Annotated in this window: 15 protein-coding genes; 14 read left to right on the top strand and 1 reads right to left on the bottom strand. The window is 68.8% G+C overall.

From position 1 onward, the window contains the following. The first annotated feature begins 3 nt into the window (after positions 1 to 3). From tssM to ACYP33_RS09380, 5 genes are read left to right on the top strand one after another with little or no spacing between them, the layout of a single operon-like run. Entirely contained in the window at positions 4 to 3,594 is a 3,591-nt protein-coding gene (tssM, locus tag ACYP33_RS09400) for a type VI secretion system membrane subunit TssM (RefSeq protein ID WP_459621220.1), read from the top strand. Then, the gene (gene tagF, locus ACYP33_RS09395) at positions 3,591 to 5,219 is read left to right on the top strand and encodes a type VI secretion system-associated protein TagF (RefSeq protein WP_459621218.1); all 1,629 of its coding nucleotides are present in this window, start codon (positions 3,591 to 3,593) and stop codon (positions 5,217 to 5,219) included. The genes tssM and tagF overlap by 4 nt, the downstream gene beginning before the upstream one ends. After that, a complete protein-coding gene (locus ACYP33_RS09390; RefSeq protein WP_414441644.1) occupies positions 5,216 to 5,947 on the top strand; it encodes a PP2C family protein-serine/threonine phosphatase in 732 nt (243 codons plus the stop codon). Before tagF ends, ACYP33_RS09390 begins: the two co-directional genes overlap by 4 nt. Before the next feature lie 10 nt (positions 5,948 to 5,957). Beyond that, positions 5,958 to 8,852 carry a serine/threonine-protein kinase gene (locus ACYP33_RS09385; protein ID WP_459621216.1) on the top strand — a complete coding sequence of 965 codons (2,895 nt, stop codon included), beginning with the start codon at positions 5,958 to 5,960 and terminating at the stop codon, positions 8,850 to 8,852. Then, positions 8,806 to 9,258 (top strand): hypothetical protein, encoded by a 453-nt coding sequence (locus ACYP33_RS09380; RefSeq protein WP_414447880.1) that lies wholly within the window; start codon positions 8,806 to 8,808, stop codon positions 9,256 to 9,258. The genes ACYP33_RS09385 and ACYP33_RS09380 overlap by 47 nt, the downstream gene beginning before the upstream one ends. Positions 9,259 to 9,326: 68 nt before the next feature. Here the strand turns inward: ACYP33_RS09380 and tssA are convergent, their stop codons facing one another. After that, the gene (tssA, locus tag ACYP33_RS09375) at positions 9,327 to 10,379 is read right to left on the bottom strand and encodes a type VI secretion system protein TssA (RefSeq protein WP_459621214.1); all 1,053 of its coding nucleotides are present in this window, start codon (positions 10,377 to 10,379) and stop codon (positions 9,327 to 9,329) included. A gap of 451 nt (positions 10,380 to 10,830) precedes the next feature. Here tssA and ACYP33_RS09370 point away from each other — a divergent pair, with 451 nt between their 5' ends. The 9 genes from ACYP33_RS09370 (at position 10,831) to ACYP33_RS09330 (ending at position 23,591) form a co-directional block, all read left to right on the top strand. Continuing rightward, entirely contained in the window at positions 10,831 to 11,385 is a 555-nt protein-coding gene (locus tag ACYP33_RS09370; protein WP_414447878.1) for an RNA polymerase sigma factor, read from the top strand. After that, positions 11,382 to 12,332 (top strand): anti-sigma factor family protein, encoded by a 951-nt coding sequence (locus ACYP33_RS09365; protein WP_459621212.1) that lies wholly within the window; start codon positions 11,382 to 11,384, stop codon positions 12,330 to 12,332. Before ACYP33_RS09370 ends, ACYP33_RS09365 begins: the two co-directional genes overlap by 4 nt. Then, positions 12,316 to 13,398 (top strand): catalase family peroxidase, encoded by a 1,083-nt coding sequence (locus tag ACYP33_RS09360; RefSeq protein WP_459621210.1) that lies wholly within the window; start codon positions 12,316 to 12,318, stop codon positions 13,396 to 13,398. The genes ACYP33_RS09365 and ACYP33_RS09360 overlap by 17 nt, the downstream gene beginning before the upstream one ends. A gap of 185 nt (positions 13,399 to 13,583) precedes the next feature. After that, positions 13,584 to 13,814, top strand: a complete 231-nt coding sequence (locus ACYP33_RS09355; protein WP_459621208.1) for an anti-sigma factor — start codon at positions 13,584 to 13,586, stop codon at positions 13,812 to 13,814. Between the two features lie 16 nt (positions 13,815 to 13,830). Continuing rightward, positions 13,831 to 14,175, top strand: a complete 345-nt coding sequence (locus tag ACYP33_RS09350) for a hypothetical protein (RefSeq protein WP_459621206.1) — start codon at positions 13,831 to 13,833, stop codon at positions 14,173 to 14,175. 91 nt (positions 14,176 to 14,266) lie between these two features. Then, positions 14,267 to 14,725 carry a RidA family protein gene (locus ACYP33_RS09345; RefSeq protein WP_459621205.1) on the top strand — a complete coding sequence of 153 codons (459 nt, stop codon included), beginning with the start codon at positions 14,267 to 14,269 and terminating at the stop codon, positions 14,723 to 14,725. Positions 14,726 to 15,332: 607 nt separating this feature from the next. Further along, on the top strand, positions 15,333 to 18,521 hold the full coding sequence (locus ACYP33_RS09340; protein WP_459621203.1) for a type VI secretion system Vgr family protein: 3,189 nt from the start codon (positions 15,333 to 15,335) through the stop codon (positions 18,519 to 18,521). 66 nt (positions 18,522 to 18,587) lie between these two features. Next, positions 18,588 to 23,333, top strand: a complete 4,746-nt coding sequence (locus ACYP33_RS09335) for an RHS repeat-associated core domain-containing protein (RefSeq protein WP_459621201.1) — start codon at positions 18,588 to 18,590, stop codon at positions 23,331 to 23,333. A 3-nt stretch (positions 23,334 to 23,336) separates the two neighbouring features. Next, entirely contained in the window at positions 23,337 to 23,591 is a 255-nt protein-coding gene (locus ACYP33_RS09330; RefSeq protein WP_459621199.1) for an Imm74 family immunity protein, read from the top strand. Positions 23,592 to 23,962: the final 371 nt, after the last annotated feature.

The following is a 23,962-nucleotide window of genomic DNA, read 5'->3' as shown; positions in this document are numbered from 1 at the left end:
CCCATGAACACGTTGAAAACGGCGGCGACGTCCCGCTGGTTCGCGGTGTCGGCCGGGCTGCTGCTGATCGCCGTGCTGATCTGGCTCGGCGGCCCGTATCTCGGCATCGGCGCCTATCAACCGCTCGCGAGCGCGGCGGCCCGGCTCGCGCTGATCCTCGCGATGGTGCTGGCCGCGGTGCTGGTGGCGCTGGCGCTGCAATGGCGTGACCGCCGCAAGGCCGCGCAACTGTCGGGCGAACTGGCCGGGCAGGAAGCGCGGCTCGCCGCCGAGGAGCCGGGCAGCACCGAGCGCGCGCAATTGCAGCAGCGCTTTCGCGAGGCCATCGACACGCTGCGCAAGACGCGCCGCAACGGCCGCAACCTCTACGCGCTGCCGTGGTACGTGGTGATCGGCCCGCCCGGCTCGGGCAAGAGCACGCTGCTGCAGAATTCCGGCTTCGATTTTCCGTTGTCCGAACGATTCGGCAAGGAAGCGCTGCGCGGCATCGGCGGCACGCGCGACTGCGACTGGTGGTTCACCGACGAGGCCGTGTTCCTCGACACCGCCGGCCGCTACACGACGCAGGATTCCGATGCCGGCGCGGACGCCTCGGCCTGGCAGTCGTTCCTCGCGCTGCTGCGCCGTCACCGCCGCCGCCGTCCGCTGAACGGCGTGATCGTGACGATCAGCGTGTCCGACCTGCTCGGCTTCGACGACGCCGCGCGCGCGCAGCACATCCGCGCCGTGCGCCGCCGCCTCGACGAGATCAACCAGCACCTGAAGATCGCGATCCCCGTGTATCTGGTGTTCACCAAGTGCGACCTGGTGGCCGGCTTCAGCGAATTCTTCGACGATCTCGGCCCGGACCTGCGCAGCCAGGTGTGGGGCGCGACGTTCCCGCTCGACGCCAGCCTCGACGGCAGCGCCTGCCTGCGCTTCGCCGGCGAATACGACCTGCTGCTGGAGCGGCTCAACACGCGGCTCATCGAGCGTCTGCACGCCGAGCGCGACCGCAGCCGGCGCGCGGCCGTGCTCAGTTTTCCTCAGCAACTCGGGGCGTTTCGCGAGATCGCGCGGCAGTTCGTGGAAGGCACGTTCGCGCGTCACGAGTACGGCACGCCGCCGGTGCTGCGCGGCACGTACCTGACCTCGGGCACGCAGGAGGGCGCGCCGATCGACCGGATGCTGAGTGCGGTGGCGCGCACCTTCGGCGTGGATGCCGCGCGCGTGCAGGTGGGCGCGGGGCAGCGCCATACCTATTTCGTCGAACGGTTGCTGCGCGACGTGCTGTTCCGCGAATCGGGCCTGGCCGGCACCAACCCGCGCCTGGAGCGGCAGAAGCTGCTGATGCAGGCGGCCGCGTATATCGGCCTCGCGGTGCTGACGGTGGGGCTGGTGGCCGGGTTCGCCACCAGCTACGCACGCAACCGCGTGCTGATCGCCGACGTGCAGGCCACGCTCAAGGATCTGCCGCCGGCCGACACGCTGAACGGCACGCCGGATCTGCCGACCTATTTCGCGCGCGCGCTGGCCCGGCTGGAGGTGATCTCGGCCGCGCAGGACGTGGCGGGCCAGTATCAGGGCCACGTGCCGTTGGCGATGCGCTTCGGGCTGTTCCAGGGCCACGCGCTGTTCGCGCAGGCGCACGGAGCCTATTTGCGCGAGAGCGACGCCACCTTGCTGCCCGGCATCGGCGTGCGCTTTCGCGAGGGGCTGAGCGAGAACGCCAACGATCCGCAGGCGCTGTACGACACGCTGAAGGGCTATCTGATGCTCGGCCAGCCGCAGCATCTCGACCCGGGCGAGCTGGCCGCGCTGGCGCGCCTCGAATGGCAGCGGCTGTACCCGCGCGACCCCGAGATCGCCCGGGCGCTCGACCGGCATTTCTCGGCGCGCGTCGACGATCCGCAAAAGCCGCGCGCCTTGCCGCTGGACGCCGCGCTGATCGATCAGGCCCGCGCCACGCTGAAGACGGCCGATCTCGCCACGCTGATCTACGGCAGCGTGCAGCTCGAAGCGCAGCGCTCCGGCACCTCGCCGGTGCGGCTCGATCAGTCGCTCGGGCTGCTCGGCAACGTGTTCGTGCGCAAGAGCGGCACGCCGCTCGCGCAGCCGCTGCCGGTGCTGTTCACGCGGCCGTATTTCGCGTCGGAAGCCAACGGCGGGATTGCGCAATCCGTCGACGATTTCGTCAAGGATTACTGGGTATTCGATGCGGGGCGCGTCGATCCGCTGGCGCGCTCGCGCTACGAGCAACAGGTGCTGACGCTGTACGAGCAGGACTACATCCGCAACTGGGACGCGCTGCTGGCCGACCTGCAACTGCAGCCGGTGGCGAGCATCCAGGATGCGAGCGCGCTGGCCGCCAAGCTGTCGGGGCCGAGTTCGCCGCTCAAGGCGCTGCTGAACCTGGTGCGCGACAACACCAGCGACATGCTGCGCGGCAGCGCGGGAACGAGCGCAGCGGGCGGCGTCGATACGAGCGCGGCCGGCGCGCAGGCGAAGACGGTGGGCGAGAACCTCGCCGCCAAGCGCGCGCTGAACACGCGCCTCGCGGGCGAGCTGCGCTCGGCCGGCGCGCCGCTGCCGGTGGGCGTCACGCTCGGCGCCAATGGCGGCAGCGGTGGCGGCAATGGCAGCGGCACGCAACCGGGCGCGGCGATCGAGGCGCATTTCGCGCAGCTCGACCAGTTGAGCATCGGCACGCCGGGCGCGACGCCGCTCGATCACACCATCGGCGTGCTCGATCAACTGGGCAAGGCGCTGCTGACGATGAACGACCTGAGCGACCCGGCCGCGCAGAACAACGCCGCCGTGCTGGCCGCGCGTCAGGAGGCGGGGCAGTTGCCGCCGCAGGCGGCCGGGCTGATCGCCGGGCTGACCGGCAAGAGCGCGGCGCTGGTGGCCAGCGGCAGCAGCGCCGCGCTGGCCGAGCAGTTTCGCGCGGCGGCCGGCAACGATTGCGCCAGCTTCGTGGATGGCCGCTACCCGTTCGCGCCGGGCGGCGCGTCGGACATCCCGGTGCAGAACTTCGCCGAGCTGTTCGGCAACGGCGGCCGCTTCGACAGCTTCTTCAAGTCGACGCTCGCGCAGCGGGTGGATACCGGCGCGCGCGCCTGGCGCTGGAAGCCGGGCGCGCCGCCGGGGCCGGACAGCGTGCTGGCCGGCGCGCAGGTGGCCGACGAGATCCGCCAGGTGTTCTTCGGCAGCGGCGCGCAGGCGCATGTCGGCTTCACGCTGCTCGCGCCGCAGTTCGATGCGTCGATCGCGCGGCTGGTGGTGGAGGTGGACGGGCAGAAGTTCGACGTCTCGGCGAGCGGCGCGGCGGCGGCATCGAGCGCCGCGATGGTGTGGCCGGGTCCGCAGCCGGGCCATGTGGTGATCAGCGCGTTCGACGCGTCGAATCATCCGGTCGGCACGCCGCTGCGATTCGACGGAGATTGGGCGTGGTTCCATGCGCTTGACGCCGGGCATGTGCAGAAGCAGGGCGACCTGCGCGTGGTGGCGAGCTTCACGTTCGATGGGCACGCGGTGGGCCTGCCGATCCAGCCCGCGAGCCTGCGCAATCCGTTCCAGAGCGATGCCGTGCGGCGCTTCAGGTGCCCGCGATGAGCGGCGTCGGGTTCTACGGCAAGCTGCCCGCGGCCGGCGATTTCGTGCGGCGGCGGCTGCCGGGCGAGTTCGTCGAGGGCTGGGACCGGCATTTCCAGCGTGCGCTCGATGCCGGCCGCCGCGAGCTGGGCGCGCGCTGGGATGCGGCGTGGCGCGACGGCCCGGTGTGGCGCTTCGTGCTGCCGGCGCTGGTGTGCGGCGGCGGTGCGTGGTGCGGCGTGATCGGGCCGGGCGTGGACCGCGTGGGCCGCGCGTTTCCGATGGTGTTGGCCGCGCCGTGCGCGGGCGATGCCGCCAGGCTGTTCGGCCAGGGCGCGTGGTTCGATGCGCTGACGCGGGTCTATCGGCATGGGCAGGACGGTGCGCTCGATGTCGAAGGGTTCGACGCCTGCGTGGCCGCGTTGCCGCCGGTGCCGGTGGAGGCGGACGATGCGGCCGCTCGCTGGCGCGATCTGCCGTGGGAAGCCGGGCAGTGGCAACTGACGCAGCCGGACCCGCTGGCCGAAGCCGCCGTGCTGGGCGAGACGTGGCGTCAGCTTGGGTTGCGCGCCGAGCCGTGGAGCCTGTGGTGGCGCGAAGGCGCGATGCATCGGCTCGCGGTGCGCGGCTTGCCGCGCAGCGTGGCGAGTTTGTTGACCGTGCCGGATGAGCGCATGGCCATGCCGATGTCCTCCGCAGCGCAGGCCATCGAACCGGACTGGCTGCCGATGGCCGCCGCAGCGCCGGTCATCGAGCCCGACTGGCTGCCCATGCCAGCCGCAGCGCCGGTCATCGAACCGGACTGGCTGCCGATGCCCGCCGCAGCGCCGGTCATCGAGCCCGACTGGCTGCCCATGCCAGCCGCGACGCAGGCCATCGAGCCCGACTGGCTGGCCGACGCTCCCGGCGACGGTTTGTCCGCCGCCGATTTCGTCCTGCCGCCCGCTGTCGCGTACGTATCGGATGCGGCGTTGCTGCGCCTCGATGCCGGCCGCATCGTCGTGCTGGCCGCCGATGACGGCCCTGGCGGCTACGGCGGCGCGCCGCGTCAGGCAGCGCGACTGATCCGCGAGACGGTCGCGGCGCACGGGCAGGGCGCAGCCGGCCCGCGCGCGGCGCTGATGGCGCTGCATGCGCAATTGCGCGACGCGCCGGGCCATGCCGAAGGCAGCGCCGCCGCATTGCACGCCGCATCTCATGCCGCATCGCCCGCCGCATCGCCCGCCGCCGAAAACGGCGCGGCCGTCGTGGTGCGCTTCGACGGCGCCGACGCGCAGGTGCTGCGCATCGGCGCCGCCGCGCTCTGGCATTGGCGGCGCGGCCAGTTGCGCGCGCCGTTCGTTGAGCGCGAGAGCGGCGCGGGCGGCGAATTCGACGACCTGCTGTTCGGCGAGGCCTGGTTCGACATGCCCGGTGTCGGCACGCCGGGCGAGCCCGATTGCGACGAAGCCTCGCTGCGGCTCGAACCGGGCGACCGCCTGCTGCTGCTGGCCACCCGCGCGCTGACGCAACTGCCGCGCGAATGTCTCGCGCAGGCGCTCGACCTGCCCACCGGCGACGACGTGCGTGCGCATCTGGCGCGGCTCGCCGACCTGCGCACGCTGCCCGCGCAGTGGCCGATCGCCGTGCTGGAGGTGCCGGCATGAGCGCCACCTACCGCTCCGCCGGCCGCACCGAAACCGGCAAGGTGCGCCGTCGCAACGAGGACGCGATCCTGGTGCGCGACGACCTCGGCCTGTGGGTCGTGGCCGACGGCCTCGGCGGCCACGCGGCCGGCGATTACGCGAGCACGCTGATCGTGACGCGGCTCGGCGGCCTGACGCGCGACGGCGACGTGCACGCGTTCGTCGCCGCGATCGAGGATTGCCTCCAGCAGGTCAACGACGAGCTGCGCGCCGCCGCGCTGGAGCGCCAGGTGGACGTGATCGGCTCGACCGTCGCGCTGCTGGTGCACGACCCGGCGTTCATGCTGTGCGGCTGGGTGGGCGACAGCCGCGTGTACGTGCACGAGGACGACGCGCTGGTGCAACTGACGCGCGACCACGTGCACGGCCAGCCGGTCGACATCACGCACTTCGGCGCGCCCGGCGCGGCACGCTCCGCGCCGCCGGCCGGCTCGGGCGTGCTGACCCGGGCGGTCGGCGTGGAGGACACGCTGTTCGTCGATTGGGCCGTGGCCGGCAGCCGCCCCGGCATGGAGTTCCTGCTGTGCTCGGACGGCATCAACAAGGAACTGAGTGACAGCGAACTGGCGAGCGCCTGCCGCGAGCCGCTCGCCCCCTGGCAACGCGTCGACCGGCTGTGCGCGCTCTCGATGGCGCGGCGCGCCCGCGACAACCTCTCCGCCGTGATCGTGCGGCTCGATACCCCGTGAAGACTTTCCGATGACCTCTCCCCACGCCTACCTCAAAGCGGGCCGTGCGCAGGTGCGCACGCTGGCCGACCTGTTGCGGCGTCGCGCGCGCAAGCTGCTGGCGCAGCGTCGCGGCGGTTCGCCGACCGCGTCCGCCTCGTCTCCGGTGGGGCGCGCGAACACCTTGGCGCCGGCCGCGCGGCTCGCGCCCGACGACGATATCGGCTTGACCTACGTGCAGCCCGCCCGGCCCGCCGCGCCGGCCGCCGATGCAAGCGATACGGTGCGCACCGCGCAAGCCTGGCACGACGCGGGCGACGCCACCGTCGTCAAGCCGGGCAGCCGGCCTTCGGGCAATGCAGGCAACGCGGGCAACGCGGGCAACGCGGGCAACGCAGGCAACGCAGGCAACACCGGCAACACCGGCACCCTCACGTCCGGCACCGGCGCGGACAGCAGCCTGAGCCGCGAAAGCTGGCAGCGCATCGCGCAGGCGCAGGGCGGCGACGACGCGGCCGTCGGCAAGCTGCTGAAAGGCCGCTTCCTGCTCGAGCGCGAGCTGGGCCGGGGCGGCATGGGCGTGGTCTATCTGGCGCGCGACGAGCGCAAGGTCGAGGCGCGCGACCGCGATCCGTACGTGGCCGTCAAGGTGCTCAACGACGAGTTCCGCCGCCATCCCGATTCGCTGATCGCGCTGCAACGCGAGGCACGCCGCGCGCAGCGGCTGGCCGACGACAACATTGTCCATGTCTACGATTTCGACAAGGACGGCACGATCGTCTTCATGACGATGGAGTACATCGACGGCACCGACCTGCGCACGCTGATACGCGGGCGGCCGTCGGGCCTGCCGTTGCGCGAGGCGTGGCCGCTGATCGCCGGCATGGCGCGCGCGCTGCAGCGCGCGCACGCGAGCGGCATCGTGCATTCGGATTTCAAGCCCGGCAACGTGATGGTCACGCGCGACGGCGTGCCGAAGGTGTTCGATTTCGGCATCGCCCGGGCGGGCCACGCCGGCGCGGGCGCGGCCGGCGAGCAGACGGTGTTCGACGCCGGCACGCTCGGCGCGATGACGCCGGCCTACGCGAGCCTGGAGATGATCCAGGGTGCCGAGCCCACCGCCCGCGACGACGTGTACGCGCTCGGCTGCGTGGTGTTCGAACTGCTGACCGGCCGCCATCCGTTCGACCGGCACGGCGCCGACGTCGCGCTGGCCGAGGGCGCGGTGCCGCCGGCCGTGCCGGGGCTGCCGCGCCGCCAGTACCGCGCGCTGTGCGAGGCCGTGGCGTTTCGCGGCGAGGCGCGCCTGGCCACCGTCGGCGCGCTGATCGACGGCCTGCGCCCGCGCCGCTCGGGCGAGCGCATCGCCCCCTATCTGCTCGGCCTGCTGGCGGTGGCCGCCTGCGCGGCCGGCGGCGTGGCGCTGCACAACCACGACCGGCATCGCCAGTACGACGCGGCCGTGGCGCGCTTCGCCGCCACCGATCCGCATCGCTACGCCAACGAGGATCAGGCGATGGCGGCGCTCGCCGCGCTCGACGTGGACGACCGCCAGCGCCTCGTGCTGAACCAGAACGATGCGATCCTGCGCTTCCTGTCCGAACGGCTCGATGCCGATTGGAGCCCGCCGCTCGGCCGCTTCGATTACGCGGCCGTGCAGCACGTGTTCCAGGTGCGCGATCAGTTGAAGCTGTTCTCGCCGGCGTTCGACGCGCGCCGCAAGCAGATCGACGACGAGCGCACCGGCATGCTGGCGAGCCTCGGCGGCAGCCTCGACGAAGCGGTGGATCGCGATGCGCTGTTCGAGGATCAGCCGGGCAGCGCCGCCGACATCCTGCGGCGCATCCGGCTGCTCGACCCCGGCAGCGCGCTCACGCGCAGCACGCGCCTGCAGTTGAAATACGACGCCGCGATCGGGCAGTCGATCGATTTCGGCAAGTTCGACGAGGCCCGCGCGCGGCTCGCGCTGGCGCTGCAACTGTTCCCCGACGCGTCACGGTTGCTGCGGCGGCGCGACCAGCTCGACGCGGCGATCGCCACCGCGGTTGCGCATCCGGGGCCGCACGCCGGCACCCTGAGCGTGGCCGACGCGCGGCGCTCGCTGAACGACCTGGCCGCCAATCCGTCCACCGCCAAGCCGTGGCTCGACGCGCTGTCGGCCGCGATGACCGCCTTGCAGGGCGACGAGGCGCCCGAAACCGCGCAGGCGATCGAGACGCTGACCGACGGCATCGTCAACGCCGCGGCGCGCGTGAGCGATGCCGCGCAGGCGCACCCGACGCTCGACCTGATCGAGATCGGCCTGCGCTACGCGCCGAACGCGCCGGGCCTTGCCGCGCAGCGCGACCGCATGCTGATGCTGCTGCAACAGCAGCGCATCGACCAGCAGATCGCCAGCGGCGACGCCGCCGCGCAGATCGACGCGATGCGCCTGGCCGCCACCGCCAACGACGGCCCGCGCGCGCTCGCCGCGCTGAACCGGCTGCGCGCGCTGCAACCCGACAACGCGTTTCTCGGCAGCGCCGGGCCGGCGCTGGTGGCCGACGCGTATCTCGGCAACGCGCGCCTGCTGGGCCGCACCGGCAAGCTGGCCGACGCCGCGCAGGCCGCGTCGAACGGCGCCGATGCCGTGCCCGGCGACGCGCGGCTCGGCGCGGCAGTGCAGCGCTACCGGATCGCCGCCGCGATCCTCGAGGCGCGCGGCAAGCCGATGGTCGATGCCGACTGGCAGGCCTTGCAGGCGCGCTTCGCGGCCGCGCGCGACGGCGACCCCGACGCCATGCGCCAACTGGAGCGCGACATCGGCAACACGGTGTCGCTGCCGCCGGGCGGCTTGAGCGCGGTGTTGCAGCAGATCCGCGCGCAGGCCGGCAGTGCCGATGGTGGCGATGCCGATGGTGCGAGCGATTCGGCGGTGGCCCGTTGAGCGCCGCGCGTGCGGGCCGCGTGACGGCAACGGTGACGGCAAGGGAGGAGGCGCGATGAGCGTGCGCGAGCAGCAGGTCAACGACGCATTGCGCAGCCTCGACGAGATGCACCGGCAACGCCGGATCGCGCGGGACGAATACCGGCAGCGACGCCGGCGCCTGCTCGATTCGCTGAGCGAGGCGACCGAGCTGGCCGGGCGCGACACGGTGCGGCGCGCGGTGCCCGATGGCGATGCGCCGGTGGCGCGTCGCGAGGCGAGGGGCGATGACGCCGGCACGGGCGGGGTTCGTCAGGAAAACGAAATGCCTGCGCGCGGCATGTCGCGATGGCGCGTGGCGATTTGCGTGGTGGGGATCGGTGCACTGGCGTGCGCCGCGTGGTGCTGGTTCTCGGTGGGAACGTGAGCGGCCGGGCGCGTGGTTCAGGTGCGGCGCAGGCTCGGCTCGAGCCTGATTCAAGCGCTCCCCGCCGCTCAATCGCGGTTCGGCCCGGCCAGCGTCCGAAGCTCCGACAGCCCGCCCGGCGCGATGTCTTCCAGCACTTCGGCGAAGCTCTTGCCGACCAGCCGCCGCGCGCGCTTGAGCAGCACCGGCAGCGGGCTCGACGGTTCGGCGCGTTCGTAGTATTCGCAGATCTCGTCGAGCCGGCGGATCACGTCGGCCTGGCTGGCGATCGTGTCCGGGCGCGCCGGGGCGGCGACGGGCGCTGGCGCGGCCTCGCCCTCGTTGCCCGGCGCGGCGGTGGTCGTGCCGGTCGCCGCCAGTTCCGGGAAGCGCCGCGCCACCTGCGCATCGACGAACTTGCGCAGTTCGTCGATATCGCCGCCCAACAGCGCGAGATCCGGGCTGGCGGTGCCGAGCCGCTCGCGCAGCAGCGCGACGATCGCCTGCGCGTGCTCGTGCGCCGCGGCCAACTGCGCGGCCGCTGCCGGCAACTGCGCCTCGCCGCAATCCATACAACAGGCTTCCAGATCGGCGAGCGTCGGCGGCGGCGTGCCGTCCTCCGACGGTGCGGCGACGATCGCGCCGGTCGCCACGCGCAGGTCGCGCAGCGAAAAGCGCCCGAGCCTGGGCGAATGCACGAACGGCGCGAGCCGCAGGTAGCCGAGCACGCTTTGCGGATCGGCGAGCGGCATCAGCGCATTGGCGCGCGCGGTCGGATCGTTGTCGTCCTCGGCGTCGAGCTGCGGGTGGACGTCGTCCCAATACGCTTCGAGCAGGCCGCGCACCACGGCGAGGCCCGCCGTCCAGCCGGCCACGCCGTCCAGGCGCGTGCGCGCCGCGCACAGATGCACCGCCACGCGCACATCCTTGGTGCGCGCCAGCAGCGCCTCGGCGGCCTGCGCGACCCGGTCCCAGTCCGGCTCTTGCGCCGCCTTCAGGCTGTCGCCCATGATGCGCTCGGGCATCGGCGTGGCGAGCTGGTCGAGCGCCGCGAAGGCCGGATCGTATTCGAGGTTCGGGCCGGTGCGCGCGTCGCCGTCGATGGGCGCGAGCAGGGCCGGGAGCGTGACGGAATCGTTCATTGCAGGCCAGGGAAGGTTGGTGACGAAAGCTTGCTTGGGTTGCATCGATGGCGGCCGGATCGGGCCGCCATCGATGCGCTCGCGCGAAGCGGCTTCGTCCAACACAACACCTGAGTACGCCGAACTATTCCGGCACGAAAGGATGCGCATCGATGCCCGGCCGCCCGGTCGGGAAATCCGTGATGCGAAGCACTAGCATTTACTTACAATTTTGCGGATTTCACGCATGCCGCACGCAAGGCCTTGTTATTACAGGAGGCCGCGCCGCGCGACACCCGCAATGCGTCGCTCGATAACGAAATGAATGCGCATTTTGCCCCGAACTGGCGCAATTGATTTCGGCAGACGCCCGACCCCGGTTGTACAATCCGCGAACTTTTTACCACCTCCTTAGCCACGGCCGGTTTCCGGTCGGCGAGCCGGTCGCCACCCCGTTTTCAGTCAGCCAAACATGTCTACAGCAGATGTCGAGAATTTGCCCGCACTTCTGCCGGGCATGCTGCCGCGGCTCTGGGCATTCTCCCTTCGCCTGTGCGGGAATCAGCACGATGCCGAGGACCTGGTCCAGCGTGCCTGCTTGCGGGCGCTGGAGCGTGCCCATCAGTTGCAGCCGGGCACCGCGCCGCTGAGCTGGATGTTCTCGATCGTCCACTCCACCTGGATCAACGAGCTGAAGGCGCGCAGCGTGCGCAGCCGCTCGAGCATGGAGTGGGACGACGCGTTTCTCGAGACCGTGCCCGACCCGGGTGCGTGCGACCCGGAATCCGCCATGATGAGCAGCGAGATCATCGCGGCCGTCGAGCGCTTGCCGGAAGCGCAGCGCGTGGTGATGCTGCTGGTGGCCGTGGAGGGCATGAGCTATTCCGAGGCGGCCGAGGTGCTGGAGGTGCCGATCGGCACCGTCATGAGCCGGCTGTCGCGGGCGCGGCAAACCATCGGCGCGCGCTTCGGCGAGCGCAGTGCGCCGGCTCCGCGCGCGTTTCAAGCGCAACGGGTCACGCCATGAGCGTCGGCGACGCCAGCCTGCTGGCCTATGTCGACGGCAGTCTGCCCGCGCAAGCGCACCGTCGGATCACGGCAGCCATTCAGGAATCCGATGCATTGCGGCAACGCGTCGCGCGGCTGCGGGCGGCCGATCTGCCGTATCGCGATGCGTTCGCGCGGCAGGCGCTGCCGCCCGTGCCCGCGTTGATCGTGCATACGGTGGATGCGTTGATCGCGCGGCATCGTGTGGGGCGGGGCGATGGCGCGCCTGCCGCCGAGCCCGCGATGGCGAGCGGCAACGTGCATCGCCTGACGCCGCGCGGGCAGGCCGCGCCGCGATGGACGTGGCCGAAGTTCGCGGTGGCGTTCGTGGCGGGCGTGTTCTGTTGCAGCCTGGCGCTGCGCCTCGCGCCGGGCTTGTCGAGCCGGGGCGCGGATGTCGAGACGCAGGCCGATGGCGGCGAGGCTGACGATCGTGGCGACATGCGGAGCATGACGCCCTGGATCAAGGCCGCCGCCGATTACCAGCAGCTTTACACGCGCGACACGGTTGCCTTGCTGCAACCCGACATGAAGGCCGCCGCCGCCGAGCTCGCCGCCATCAATACGATCGACAGGCTGCCCGTGCGGATTCCCGATCTGCGCGACCAGGGCCTTGCGTTCAAGCGCGTGCAACGGCTGCGCTTTCACGGCAAGCCGCTCGTGCAGATCGTCTATCTGCCGATGCAGGGGCAGGGCAAGCCCGTCGCGCTGTGCGTACTGCGCGAAGCGATGGCCGACGCCGCGCCGTCGCGCCGCCGCGTCGATGGCTTGACCGTCGTGAGCTGGCGGCGCGGCCAGCTTGGCTACGCGCTGCTCGGCGAGGCCGGCGCGGCCGATCTCGATGCGCTCGGCGCGCGGCTTTACGGCGACGAGGCCGAGGCCACGCTCGGCAGCGACGATTCGGGTGGGCATGTCCGGCGCGGGTGAACGCAGCGAGGGCGAGCCGATGGGCCGGGCCGGGTTGATGTTGCGCTGGGCCGTCGTGCTTGGCGTGCCGGCCGCGCTGACCGGCGCGTTCGTCTGGTGCGGCGGCTGGTTGAGCGCGCCGGTCGATGCGCCGCGCATCGTCGATGCGTTCGAGGCCACCGCCGCCCGCTATCCGGGCTTCCGCCGCAATCATGCGAAGGGCATCTGCGTGACCGGCCATTTCGACAGCAACGGCGCCGGCCGCGCCGTGTCGCGCGCCAGCGCGTTCGCGCCGGGCCGCTATCCGCTGGTCGGGCGGCTGTCCATGCCCGGCACCGATCCCACCCGCGAGGACGCCACCGGCATGGTGCGCAGCTTCGCGTTGCGCATGACGATGCCCGGCGGCGAGCAATGGCGCCTCGCCATGAATTCCGCGCCGATCTTCGCCGTGCGCACGCCGCAGGCGCTGTTCGAGCAATTGCGGGCCGACGCGCGCGACCCCCGCACCGGCCGCGCCGATCCCGAGAAGATGCAGGCCTTCCTCGACGCCCACCCCGAGGCGGGCGCGTTCGATCGCTATCTGGCCGCGCATCCGTCCTCGTCCGGCTACGACAACGCGCGCTACTACGGCATCAGCGCGTTTCGCGTGGACGATGCGCGCGGCGCGCGGCGTTTCGTGCGCTGGGAGGTCGTGCCCGACGATGCGTACCGCCCCGTCGATGCGCGCGAGCAGCGCGACCCCGATTTCCTCGCCTACGATTTGACGCAGCGGCTCGCGCGCGGGCCGCTGCGCTGGCATCTGGTGCTGAACGTCGCGCTGCCCGGCGACCCGCTCGACGATTCGACGCGCGCGTGGGCGCCGTCGCCGAGCCGGCCGCGCATCGATGCCGGCACCGTGGTGATCGACCGCGCGCAGACGCAGATCGACGGGCCGTGCCGCGACGTCGTGTTCGACCCGACGGTGCTGCCCGCCGGCATCGCGCCGTCCGCCGATCCGTTGCTGGCCGCGCGCTCGGCGACCTACGGCGAATCGTTCCGGCGGCGCATGACGGAGGAGGCCGCGGCGATCCGCGCGGGCCGGCATTGAGGTGGCGGCGCGGGTTGACGGGTGACTGGGGGGAAAGGCGATGGGTGCGCGCCACAATACCTGCTATACGGCATTGGGGCGCGGCGAGAGTCCGTTTATCATAGCGGCTTCGTGGCGCACCCACCCGCGCTTAAGGCCCGGTTGCGATCCAATCGGGCGCCTTCCATTTTTCAGCTATTCGTCCCATGACCCCCGACGACAGCCAACTGATCGCCTACGCCGACGGCCGACTCAGCGCGACCCAAACCGCCTGGGTCGAGCGCGAACTGGCCGCGTCCGCCGCGCTTCGCGACAGTATCGGGCGGCTGCGTGCTTCCCGATTGCCTTATCGGCAGGCGTTTGCCGCGCAGATCCTGCCGGCGGTGCCGGCGGCGTTGCGGCGGTTCGTGGAGGGGATTGGGGGAGAGGGGACGTGACGGGTCAGGAAGACTTTTGAAAAGAAAAATCATCCCGATGGTGCTTGCCAGCTTGTTGGTGACTCCGGGGGTACATGCGCAAAGCAGTACGCCTTTGGTTGGGTTCGGCGAAAGTTATTGGCGATACGCGGCTGATCCGAGTGGGGCGACCGTGTTTAGTTTTGTGCCGCACTGCCGGCAATTTGGGGTGAGAGATTCTGAAGATACCAGGCCGCCTGGATATTTATTTTTCTCGCCTGAAATTGAGCCGATGGGATCGACCTATCGCTGGCTTGGTGTCGCGGCTTTTTTGCAAATGCAGCGAGGGTTCGGCAGCCTCTTCCAAGCAACGCTTCCTTTAATCAGGCTGCCTTCGTGCTAAAAAAGTTTGATCAGGGTGGCAACCCAGTACGCATCGCTGATTTGCGGCGGCTGAAATTTATTTTCATCAACCCATCAAAACACGCACCGAAATGAAAACTCTCGTAACAGCTCGTCTGTCTGAGCTCGGCATCGTTCTTCCCGCTCCGATTCAACCGCTTGGGTCGTATCGATCCGTGTCGGTCGTCGGCAATCAGGCGTTCGTTTCCGGCCTCGGCCCCTTTGAAAATGGCAAGCCCGTTGTTGGCGTTGTGGGCAATGACATTTCTCTTGACCGTGCACAAGAGGCTGCGCGCCTGACGATGCTGATGATTCTCGCCTGTCTTCACGAGCAGTGCGATCTCGATCGGGTGAAGCGATGCACACGCCTGACCGTCTACGTTAGGGGGAACGAAACGTTCACTCAGCACCCGGCTGTCGCCAACGGGGCGAGCAATGTCCTGCTTGATGTGTTCGGAGCCGACCTTCTTCCTGCAAGGAGTGCCCTCGGGGTTTACACGTTGCCGATGGGAATTCCAGTCGAAATCGATAGTGTTTTTGAACTGGAGTGAATGACGGGGCTTGTGCCGCGCAGGTCGTCGCGGCGGCAAGCTTGAGCGGCGCTATCTGGATGTCGAACCGTCGCTTGACGCGAATGCGCAGGGTGCCGAGTCGTACTTGACTCTCGATGCCCTGGAGAGCGATTCGGGCAATGATGCCTCGGCGTCGCAAGTCCTGGCTGATGCTCCTCGGTCCGTCGGGTCAGGGCCGCGCTCGCACCATCGATGCTTGCCCGTCCTCAAGCGGATCGGATCGTGCTCGCAGCATCGCCACGTGCGGCGTGCGCGTCATGAAGTGGTCGCCGGCAGGTCATCCCGCCGCCGGCCCGAGAGAGAGCGGCGGCGATATGCGTGTCGAAGCCGCAGCGGCTCACAGAAGGCCGTAAGGAAAAAGAAAGATAAAAAGGCGTTCGACGCTTCGTTGCGATACCCCACCACATTCCCCATTCCCCCGTCGCAATATATTCACATACCTTCCGAATTAATCCCCCCGTCATTTATTCCCCGAGAATTCCCTCGACTCTCCATTGCCGGTATAATCGCGCCGAAATCAGACACCGGGAAGCCGCGCCCGAAAAAAACCAAGCCGTTATCAGGCCGACAACAACATGGATGACGCATGAACATGAGCGATTTAATTCAGGCCATCCAGGGTGGGCTGATTCAGCAGGACCGGCTGATCAAGGTGGACATCCCGGCCCTGCCGGCCAATACCATGGTGCCTCGCCGGGGGCTGGCCACGTCGCGGCTGGGCCGCGAATTCAGCGTCACGCTCGACCTGATTTCCACGGCTGGCGATGTGGAACTGAAAACGCTGATCGCCCAGCCGATCACGCTCTGGATTCAGCAGGCCGATAAATCGTATCTGCCGGTCAATGGTTACATTCATACGGCGCGTCGGCTTGGCGCAGATGGAAGTTTTACCGTTTATCAACTCGGTTTCGCTTCGTGGATGTATTTTTTACGCTTTCGAAGCGATATGAAGTACTGGCAGGATAAATCGGTCGATCTGATTATTACCGACGTATTCAATCAGCATCCCCAGGCGCAAGGTTTCTTTCAGTTCGCCCTGTCCAAACCGCTGCCGTCGCGCTCGTACTGCCGGCAGAGCGAATCGGACTGGAATTTCGTCCATCGGCTGATGGAAGAGGAAGGACTGTTCGGTTTCTGGCGTCAAGCCAAGGACGGCAAGTCGCACACGCTGGTCGTGACCGACGACCTCCACCAGCTCGACGTGGCGTCGCCGAACCCGGTGCCGTTCTACCGCGCCGGCACCGGCAGCGAAACCGACGCGTTCACGCAATGGGGCGGCGCGCGCACCCTGCAGAGCACCGCGCACACCACCCGCACGTTCGACTACAAGGCGCCGGCGGACCCGGCCAACCCCAAGGGCACGACGCTGCCGACTATGACGGGCCAGGGCGATCTGCCCCAGCAGGCCGAGGTCTACGAATACACGGGCGCCTATACCTATTCGAAACAGGACCGGGGCGAGCACCTGTCGAAGGTCCACCTGGAGGAATGGGAGTCGCGGGCGAAACGGTTCTTCGCGGCGGGCGGCGTGCGCGGCATCGACGCGGGCCTGCGCTTCGATCTGAGCGGGCATCCCGAACATGACCGCGATCCGTCGAACCAGCGAGAGTTCGTTGCGATCTCAGTTCAGCGCTATATCGAGAACAACCTGCCGCTGTCGGACAAGGAAGCCAGCTTCCCGCACAGCCTGCAGGCGGCCGTGGCGCAGGCCAAGGCCGGTTACGCGGGCGCCTCGGTGCCGCACGACGACGGCTCGGCCGGCTTCTATCTGGCCGAAGTCGAGGCGCAGCGCACCACGGTGCCGTATCGCAGCCCGTTCGAGCATCCGAAGCCGGAGATGCACCTGGAGACGGCGATCGTCGTCGGGCCGCAGGGCGAGGAGGTCTACACGGACGAACTGAACCGCGTGAAGGTGATGTTCGTCTGGGATCGGCTGAATCCGGGCGACGAAGGCGCGTCCTGCTGGGTGCGCGTGGCGCAGTCGGACACGGGCGGCGGCTACGGCGGCGTGCACATGCCGCGCGTGGGCGAGGAGGTGATCGTTGGCTACGTGGGCGGCGATTGCGACCGGCCGATCGTGCTGCATCGCGTGTACAACGGCTCGGTCAAGCCGCAATGGCACAGCAACGGCATCCTGTCGGGTCATCGCTCGAAGGAATACGGCGGCAGCGGCTACAACCAGATGGTGATGGACGACGCCACCGGCCAGAACCGCCTGCAACTGATGAGCAGCAGCGCGAACAGCATGCTGCATCTGGGCTATCTGATCGACCAGAGCGGCAATTCGCGCGGCGGCTACCTGGGCAGCGGCTTCGACCTGCGCACCGACGATTACGGCGCGGTGCGCGCGAGCCAGGGCCTGTACGTCACGACCTATCCGAAGGCGGCGAACACCCAGCCGCTCGACGTGAAGGAAACGCAGCAGCAGCTCGTCAACGCGGAAAGCATCGTCGAATCGATGTCGGACGCGAGCGTCCAGCATCAGGCCGAAAGCCTGCAGGATGCGCACGACGCGATGCGCGCATTGACCGATGCGACCCAGAACACGGTGGCGAGCGCCGCCGCCTCGGGCGGCAACACCGCCGGCGGCGGCACCGGCAGCGCGAACGCGTTCCGGCAGCCGGTGATGGTGTTCGGCAGCCCGGCCGCGATCGGTTTGTCGTCGCAGCAATCGATCCATGCCGCCGCCACCGAGCACATCAACCTGGTGAGCGGGCAGAGCACCCACGTGGCGGCCGGCAAATCGCTGATCGCGAGCGTCGGCGAGAAGTTGAGCCTGTTCGTGCAGAACGCGGGCATGAAGCTGTTCGCGGCGAAGGGCAAGGTGGAGATCCAGGCGCAGGACGACAACATCGAACTGACCGCGCAGAAAACCCTCAAGCTGCTTTCCGCGACCGAGAAGATCGAGATCGCGGCGGACAAGGAAGTGCTGCTGACCTCGGGCGGCGCGTATATCCGCCTGTCGGGCGGCAACATCGAGATCCACGCGCCGGGGAAGATCGACGTCAAGGGCGCGCAGCACCTGTTCGCGGGGCCGGCCAGCCAGGGTTATCCGCTGCCCGCCGCGCGGCCCGACCAGCCGGGCCAGCTCAACCTGCTGCATCAATACGCCAACGGCGAGGCCGTCAAGGGCGGTCAGTTCTCGGTGTTCGACGCCAACGGCTCGCTGCTGCGCAAGGGCGCGCTCGACGCCAGCGGCCGCACCACCGTCAGCGGCCTGCCGCCCGGCGCGGCGCAAGTGCAGTTCGGCACCGATCCGCGCGACCCGTCGCAGCCGGCCAATTACTTCAAGAGCGTGCCGTGGCCGCTCGCGCCATCCACGGGCGGCAGCGCCGCGGCCGGTTCGCAACTGGCCTCGCTGCTGCCGGCGGCGGGCGGCGCGGGGGCGCTCGCATCGTCGGCGGCCGGGCTGGCTTCGGCGGGCGCGAGCCTGGGCGGGGCGACCTCCGCGCTGTCGGCGGTCGGCAGCGCGGGCTCGATGGCCTCGGCGCTGGGCGGCGCCGGCTCGGCCGTGGCCGGCCTGACCGGGGCGTCCGGTGCCTCGGGTGCATTGGGCAGCGGCGTGAGCAGCCTGCTCGGGGCGGCCGGCAAGAACGTCTCGCAACTGGGCAGCCTGGCCTCGATCGCCTCGAACCCGCTCGCCGCCGCACCGGGCATGGTGAGCAAGCTGCTGCCGTCGGCCGGCGCGAGCCCGATGGCCGGCGCGGCCCAGCAGGTGGGGTCGCTGGTGCAGTCGGCGCGTGGTGCGCTGCCTGTCATCAAGGGGCTGGTCTGATCCATCGCAGCGACAAGTACAACCATCGCAGCGACAAGCACAACCGACGATAAGAAACCGATAACGATGAGCACACCGTCCACCACCGCGCCGGCCGCGCCGCAGAAAAGCCACGAAACCAAGGTCGCGATCATGCCCTTGGTGACGATCGCCAAGGAAGACGTCGGCAGCGCGCTGGACAACTTCGACCAGTGGCTCAAGAGCGTCAGCGACGGCTACGTCACCCTGGCGCGCGTCGAACAACTGGCCAGCTATATCCCGGTGGTCTCGAACATCATCTCGGCGGTCGACGTGGTGATGGACATCAAGCGGCTGATCGAGGCCCAGCACAAGGATGTGTTCGATTACCTGAACCTCGGCATCGACCTGATCGGCATCATCCCGATCCCGCCGGTGATGGGCGAGTTCCGCATGGGCGCGCGGCCGCTGCTCAAGCTGGCGCGCCAGGAGCTCGAACGCAGCGCGGTGGCGGTGGCCGAAGGCGGCGCGCAGATGATCGCCGACGCGGTGATCTCGGTGCTGGTCTCGCACCTGAGCACCAAGTTCGCGGGCGAGATCGACGCCTTCGTCCAGCAGGTCAAGGCCAAGCTGCAGCAACTGCTCGACGATTGCGCGAACCATGCGCATCAACTGCTCGAAGGGCTCGCGCAGATCTTCGAGAAGGCCGCCTCGGGCGCGCTGTTCGACACCGCCGGCAACGAGCGGGCGGCCGCGCAGCATCTGAAGCAGGCCGGCGACGGCTTCACCGCGCACGACGCGAGCAAGATCGCCCACAGCCTGTGGTCGTATCTGGAGGACGGCGCGAAGGAACTCGTCAAGGATACGGCGAACGTCGCCACCAAGGCCGCCAACCTGGTCTCGCCTTCCACCAACGCGAAGCTGCGGGAGTTGGCGGCGACCGCGCGCGGCGCGATTCCGATGGTGACGGCGAAGATCAAGGGCTTGAATAGTTCCGATGTGGGCGGCCTGATGTGGCTGCTCAACGCGCTGACGATCGCGGTGGAGAAGTGGCGCGCGCTGAAGGCCCATCGCGGCCAGGTGGTCGGCATCAAGGAAGCGGGCACCGTCAAGGCGGAACTCAAGAAGACCGAAGGCGAACTGGAAACGATCGCCAGCCAGGCGGCCGCCAAGCACCCCGGCGCAAACACCTGCAAGACCTGCGGCGGCGGCGCGGCAGCGGGCCGCTCGCCATCCTCGATCGGCTTCGCGCTTGGAGACGAACTGTTCGCGCACGAGGATTTCTCGCTGCCGGGCGTGTTGCCGATCGTCTGGCTGCGTACCTATCGCTCGTTCCTGTCCGCCTACGACGACGGCGAACTGGGCGCGCGCTGGGTCACGCCGTACACGACGCGCCTGGATATTCGGGAGGCCGAACAAAAGCTCGTGTATCACGACGCGACCGGCCGCAGCCTCGACTATCCGCTGCTGGCCGCCGGCGAATCGCACGACGATTTCGGCGAGGAACTGACGCTGTCGCGGCTCGACGATCAATGGCTCGCGCTCACGCGCGGCCACAAGCTGATCGAGGTGTACGAGCGCCATGCCGACGTGTTCCGCCTGGCGTTCCTGCGCGACCGCAACGGCAACCAGATCGTGCTGGTGTACGACGACGCCGGGCGGCTCGTGCGCGTGGCCAACGAACAAGGCAGTGTGCTGCTGACCCACGACGCGAAGGGGCGGCTTGCCAGCGCGCTGCATATCGATGCCGATGGCGAGAAGCTCGGCGCGCTCGCCAGCTACCACTACGACGAGCAGGGCGATCTGATCGCGGCGGTGGATCGCGACGGCAATCGCCGCGAATACCGCTATCGTCACCATCTGATCACGCGCTACACCGATCGCACCGGCCGGGGCATGAACCTCGAATGGGACGGCACCGGGCCGAAGGCGCGTTGCGTGCGCGAATACGCGGACGACGGCAGCTACGAAACGCGCCTCGCCTGGGACCCGAACATCCGGCTGGTGCAGGTCACGGACGGCCTCGGCCGCGTCACGAGCCATTACTACGACATCGACGGTTACACGTACCGCGTGATCCAGCCGGACGGCCTCGAGGAATGGTTCTATCGCGACGCGAATCACAACCTGACCCAGCACATCTACCCGGACGGCAGCGTCGAACGTTTCGGCTACGACGCGCGCGGCAACCTGATCGTGCTCACGCACCGCAACGGCAGCGTGACGCACATGACGTACGACGGCAAGGATCAACTGATCACGATCGTCGATCCGCAGGGCGCGCGCTGGCAGCATGCCTATGACGACGCCGGCAACCTCGTCAGGCAGACCGATCCGCTCGGCCACGAAACGAAGCATGCCTACGATGGCAAGGGGCAACTGGTCGCCGTGACCGATGCGCGGGGCGGCACCCGGCAGCTCGCCTACGACGACGCGGGCCAGCTTACCGGCTACACCGATTGCTCCGGCAAAACCTCGCAATGGCGCTACGATGCGCGCGGCCGCGTGCTGGAAAGCAAGGACGCGGCGGGCGGCGGCGCGACGTTCCGCTATGGCGCCAACGGCCAGTTGACCGCAACCGAATCGGCGGCCGGCACCGAGCGTTTCGACTACGACGCCGAAGGCCGCCTGCTGGTGCATACCGACCCGATGGATCGAGCGACGCGCTACAGCTACGACGTGGCCGGGCGGCTCGCCACGCGCCGCAACGCGCTGGGCGAGACCATGCAGTACCGCTACGATCCGCTCGGCCGCCTGTCGATGCTGACCGACGCCAACGGCGCGAGCCATCGCTTCCGCTTCGATGCGGGCGGGCGTTTGCTGGAGGAGACCGGCTTCGATGGCGTGAGCACGCGTTACGTCTACGCGCCGACCACCGGGCGGCTCGTGTCGTCGCAGGTTGCGCAGCAGATCACCGAGGTCGAATACGACGAGGCGGGGCGGCTCGTGCGGCGCGTGGCGGGCGACGAGGACGAGCGCTTCATGTACGACGCCAACGGGCGTCTGGTCGATGCGCAGAACCGCCACGGCGGCATCCAGCACTTCTTCGACAGCGCCGGCAACCTGGTGCGCGAGCATCACGAGCATCGCTGGCAAGGCGGGCGCCGCAGCTATGTCTGGCGTCATGCCTACGACGAGAACGGCACGCGCATCCGCACGGTGCGCCCGGACGGCCATCGCATCGACTGGCTCGTGTACGGCTCGGGGCATGTGCACGAGATCCAACTCGACGGCCAGGAACTGATCCAGTTCGAGCGCGACGACCTGCATCGCGAGGTGCAGCGCACGCTGGCCAACCGCGTCGGCGAGGAGACCAAATACGATCCGGCCGGCCGGCTCGAAGCCCGCACGGCGCAGCGCCTCGGTGCACGGGCGCCGTTCATCGATCGCGGCTATCGCTACGATCCGGCGGGCCATCTCGCGCAGATCGACGACAACCGCAAGGGCGTGAGCACCTACCGTTACGACCCGGTGGGCCGGTTGGTGGAGGCGCTCGCGCCGGCCGGCAACGAGCGCTTTGCGTTCGATCCGGCCAGCAACCTGCTGGATACGCCCAACCCCGAGCAAGCGCGTACGGGTCCGTCGATCCTGAGAGGCCCCGACAACAGCTTGCCGGCCGCGGTCTCGCCGGTGCTGGGCAATCTGCTGACCACGTACGCGGGGAGCCACTTCAGCTACGACGAGCGGGGCAACCTCGTGGAGATGCGCTCGCCCGAGGCCCATCATCGCTACGACTGGGACGGTTTCGGCCGCTTGACGGGCGCGAGCGTGGCGGGCGCACAGCATCATCACGAAGCGAAGTACTACTACGATCCGTTCGGCCGACGGATCGGCAAGGACGTGGACGGCGAGCGGACCGTGTACGGATGGGATGGCCAGAAGCTGGCGTTCGAGAGTCGCGCGGCGGGCGGCACGCATTACCTCTACGAGCCTTACGGCTTCGTGCCGCTGGCGCAATTCGCGACTGCGGCGGTAGAGGGCATCGACACGCCCGAGTGGACCGCCGAGCATCGCTACACCCCGGAGGACGATCCGCTGCTGGCGTATCGCGAGGCAGCGGGGCCGGCGACGGTGTTCTACTACCACTGCGACCAGATCGGCACGCCGAAGCTGATGACGGACCCACTGGGCGAGATCGTCTGGGAAGCCGAATACAAGGCGTGGGGCGACGCGGCCGAAGTGATCGCGCGCGTGTCGCAGGCTACCGGCGGCGTGGTGCACAACGCGTTGCGTTTCCAGGGCCAGCAATGGGACGAGGAAACCGGGCTGCACTACAACCGCTTCCGCTATTACGCGCCGCGGATGGGCCGCTATATCAGCAAGGACCCGATCGGCTTGTCGGGCGGCGCGAACGCGTATCTCTACACCGTGGTGCCGACCGGGCAGGTCGATCCGTTCGGGTTGAGCCCGACCTGGTGCGACAAATCCCAGCGCTGGCGCGAGAGCGACAACGGCCAGTTCCGTTCGCGGCCGACCGAGCTGATGAAGACCCAGCCCGATACCGCGTTCTTCTGGTCGGGCCGGACCAATGGCGTGGGGGGCATGGACCCTGCCGCCGAAATCGCCAAGGCCAACGGCGGCACCACGCTGGAAATGTTGCTCGCGCAACAGAAAGTCCAGATGCCTGCCTGGGATGCCAACAATCCGACCGTGGTCAACGAGTGGGGGCAGATGTCGAAGGCGTATGCTCAGGGCACCTGCGGCCTGGTGCGCGGGGTGATCGGCAAGGAACTGCGGCCGGGCAATGTCTGGGAAGGGTACGAAAAGGGCACGTTGATGAGCAATCCGAACGTCAAGACGATTCAGACCATCGACCCGAGCACCCAGGAAGTTACGACTATTTTTCAGAGGTAAGCGATGAGCTTCGTTGTCACTCACGTTTCGCGCGGCGATATTCTTCTGAGCAAGGGCTCGCAGCAGGCCCGGGTGCTGGGGGAGGGGTTGCTGGTGTCCAAGCCGGGTGATCCGGCGTTTGTGGTGTATCTGAATTCCATCAACGAGGTGGAATCGGAAGGGAAGAAGGCGCCGGTGAGCGAGGCGGTTCGGCAGGAGATCGTCGAGGCGATCAAGGGGTATTTTTCGGGGAAGGGGATGGGGGTGGATTTCGAGTGAGGGGGCTGGTTTCGCGGCTTCTCGAAGGTTGATGCCCACTCAGATATACGGGAATGCTACGTAGAATATGAGGGTGTAACGAAATACGTTCTCTCGTTCGATGGTGTTTTCAACTTCGATTTCGACCACCACATGGAAGGCGATGGAATCATACTGCATGCTAGGTTTCACTGGTTGATGGGTTGCTGAGATTCAGATGCAGCTCGGGCTATGAACGAGCCACGCCGGCGGTGCGACGTCCCCCCGGTTTCAGTAGCACTCGGCTTTGGAGCCCGGGGTTAATTTAGCTGCGTTTGCCATCAACTGACGGGCGTAGTTTGCAGGCGTCAGCCCGCCCAGCGATTTCTTCGGCCGTTCCTCGTTGTACTCTC

It is taken from the genome of Burkholderia sp. 3C (genome assembly GCF_054589155.1).
This window is presented reverse-complemented; position numbering and strand designations above follow the sequence as displayed.

What these genes read in the sequence shown, in the direction of transcription:
- ACYP33_RS09345 (WP_459621205.1), top strand. Translation starts at nt 14,267, where the DNA reads ATGAAAACTCTCGTAACAGCTCGTCTGTCTGAGCTCGGCATCGTTCTT.
- tssM (WP_459621220.1), top strand. Translation starts at nt 4, where the DNA reads ATGAACACGTTGAAAACGGCGGCGACGTCCCGCTGGTTCGCGGTGTCG.
- ACYP33_RS09365 (WP_459621212.1), top strand. Translation starts at nt 11,382, where the DNA reads ATGAGCGTCGGCGACGCCAGCCTGCTGGCCTATGTCGACGGCAGTCTG.
- ACYP33_RS09355 (WP_459621208.1), top strand. Translation starts at nt 13,584, where the DNA reads ATGACCCCCGACGACAGCCAACTGATCGCCTACGCCGACGGCCGACTC.
- ACYP33_RS09330 (WP_459621199.1), top strand. Translation starts at nt 23,337, where the DNA reads ATGAGCTTCGTTGTCACTCACGTTTCGCGCGGCGATATTCTTCTGAGC.
- tagF (WP_459621218.1), top strand. Translation starts at nt 3,591, where the DNA reads ATGAGCGGCGTCGGGTTCTACGGCAAGCTGCCCGCGGCCGGCGATTTC.
- ACYP33_RS09335 (WP_459621201.1), top strand. Translation starts at nt 18,588, where the DNA reads ATGAGCACACCGTCCACCACCGCGCCGGCCGCGCCGCAGAAAAGCCAC.
- tssA (WP_459621214.1), bottom strand. Translation starts at nt 10,379, where the DNA reads ATGAACGATTCCGTCACGCTCCCGGCCCTGCTCGCGCCCATCGACGGC.
- ACYP33_RS09360 (WP_459621210.1), top strand. Translation starts at nt 12,316, where the DNA reads ATGTCCGGCGCGGGTGAACGCAGCGAGGGCGAGCCGATGGGCCGGGCC.
- ACYP33_RS09385 (WP_459621216.1), top strand. Translation starts at nt 5,958, where the DNA reads ATGACCTCTCCCCACGCCTACCTCAAAGCGGGCCGTGCGCAGGTGCGC.
- ACYP33_RS09390 (WP_414441644.1), top strand. Translation starts at nt 5,216, where the DNA reads ATGAGCGCCACCTACCGCTCCGCCGGCCGCACCGAAACCGGCAAGGTG.
- ACYP33_RS09380 (WP_414447880.1), top strand. Translation starts at nt 8,806, where the DNA reads ATGGTGGCGATGCCGATGGTGCGAGCGATTCGGCGGTGGCCCGTTGAG.
- ACYP33_RS09370 (WP_414447878.1), top strand. Translation starts at nt 10,831, where the DNA reads ATGTCTACAGCAGATGTCGAGAATTTGCCCGCACTTCTGCCGGGCATG.
- ACYP33_RS09340 (WP_459621203.1), top strand. Translation starts at nt 15,333, where the DNA reads ATGAACATGAGCGATTTAATTCAGGCCATCCAGGGTGGGCTGATTCAG.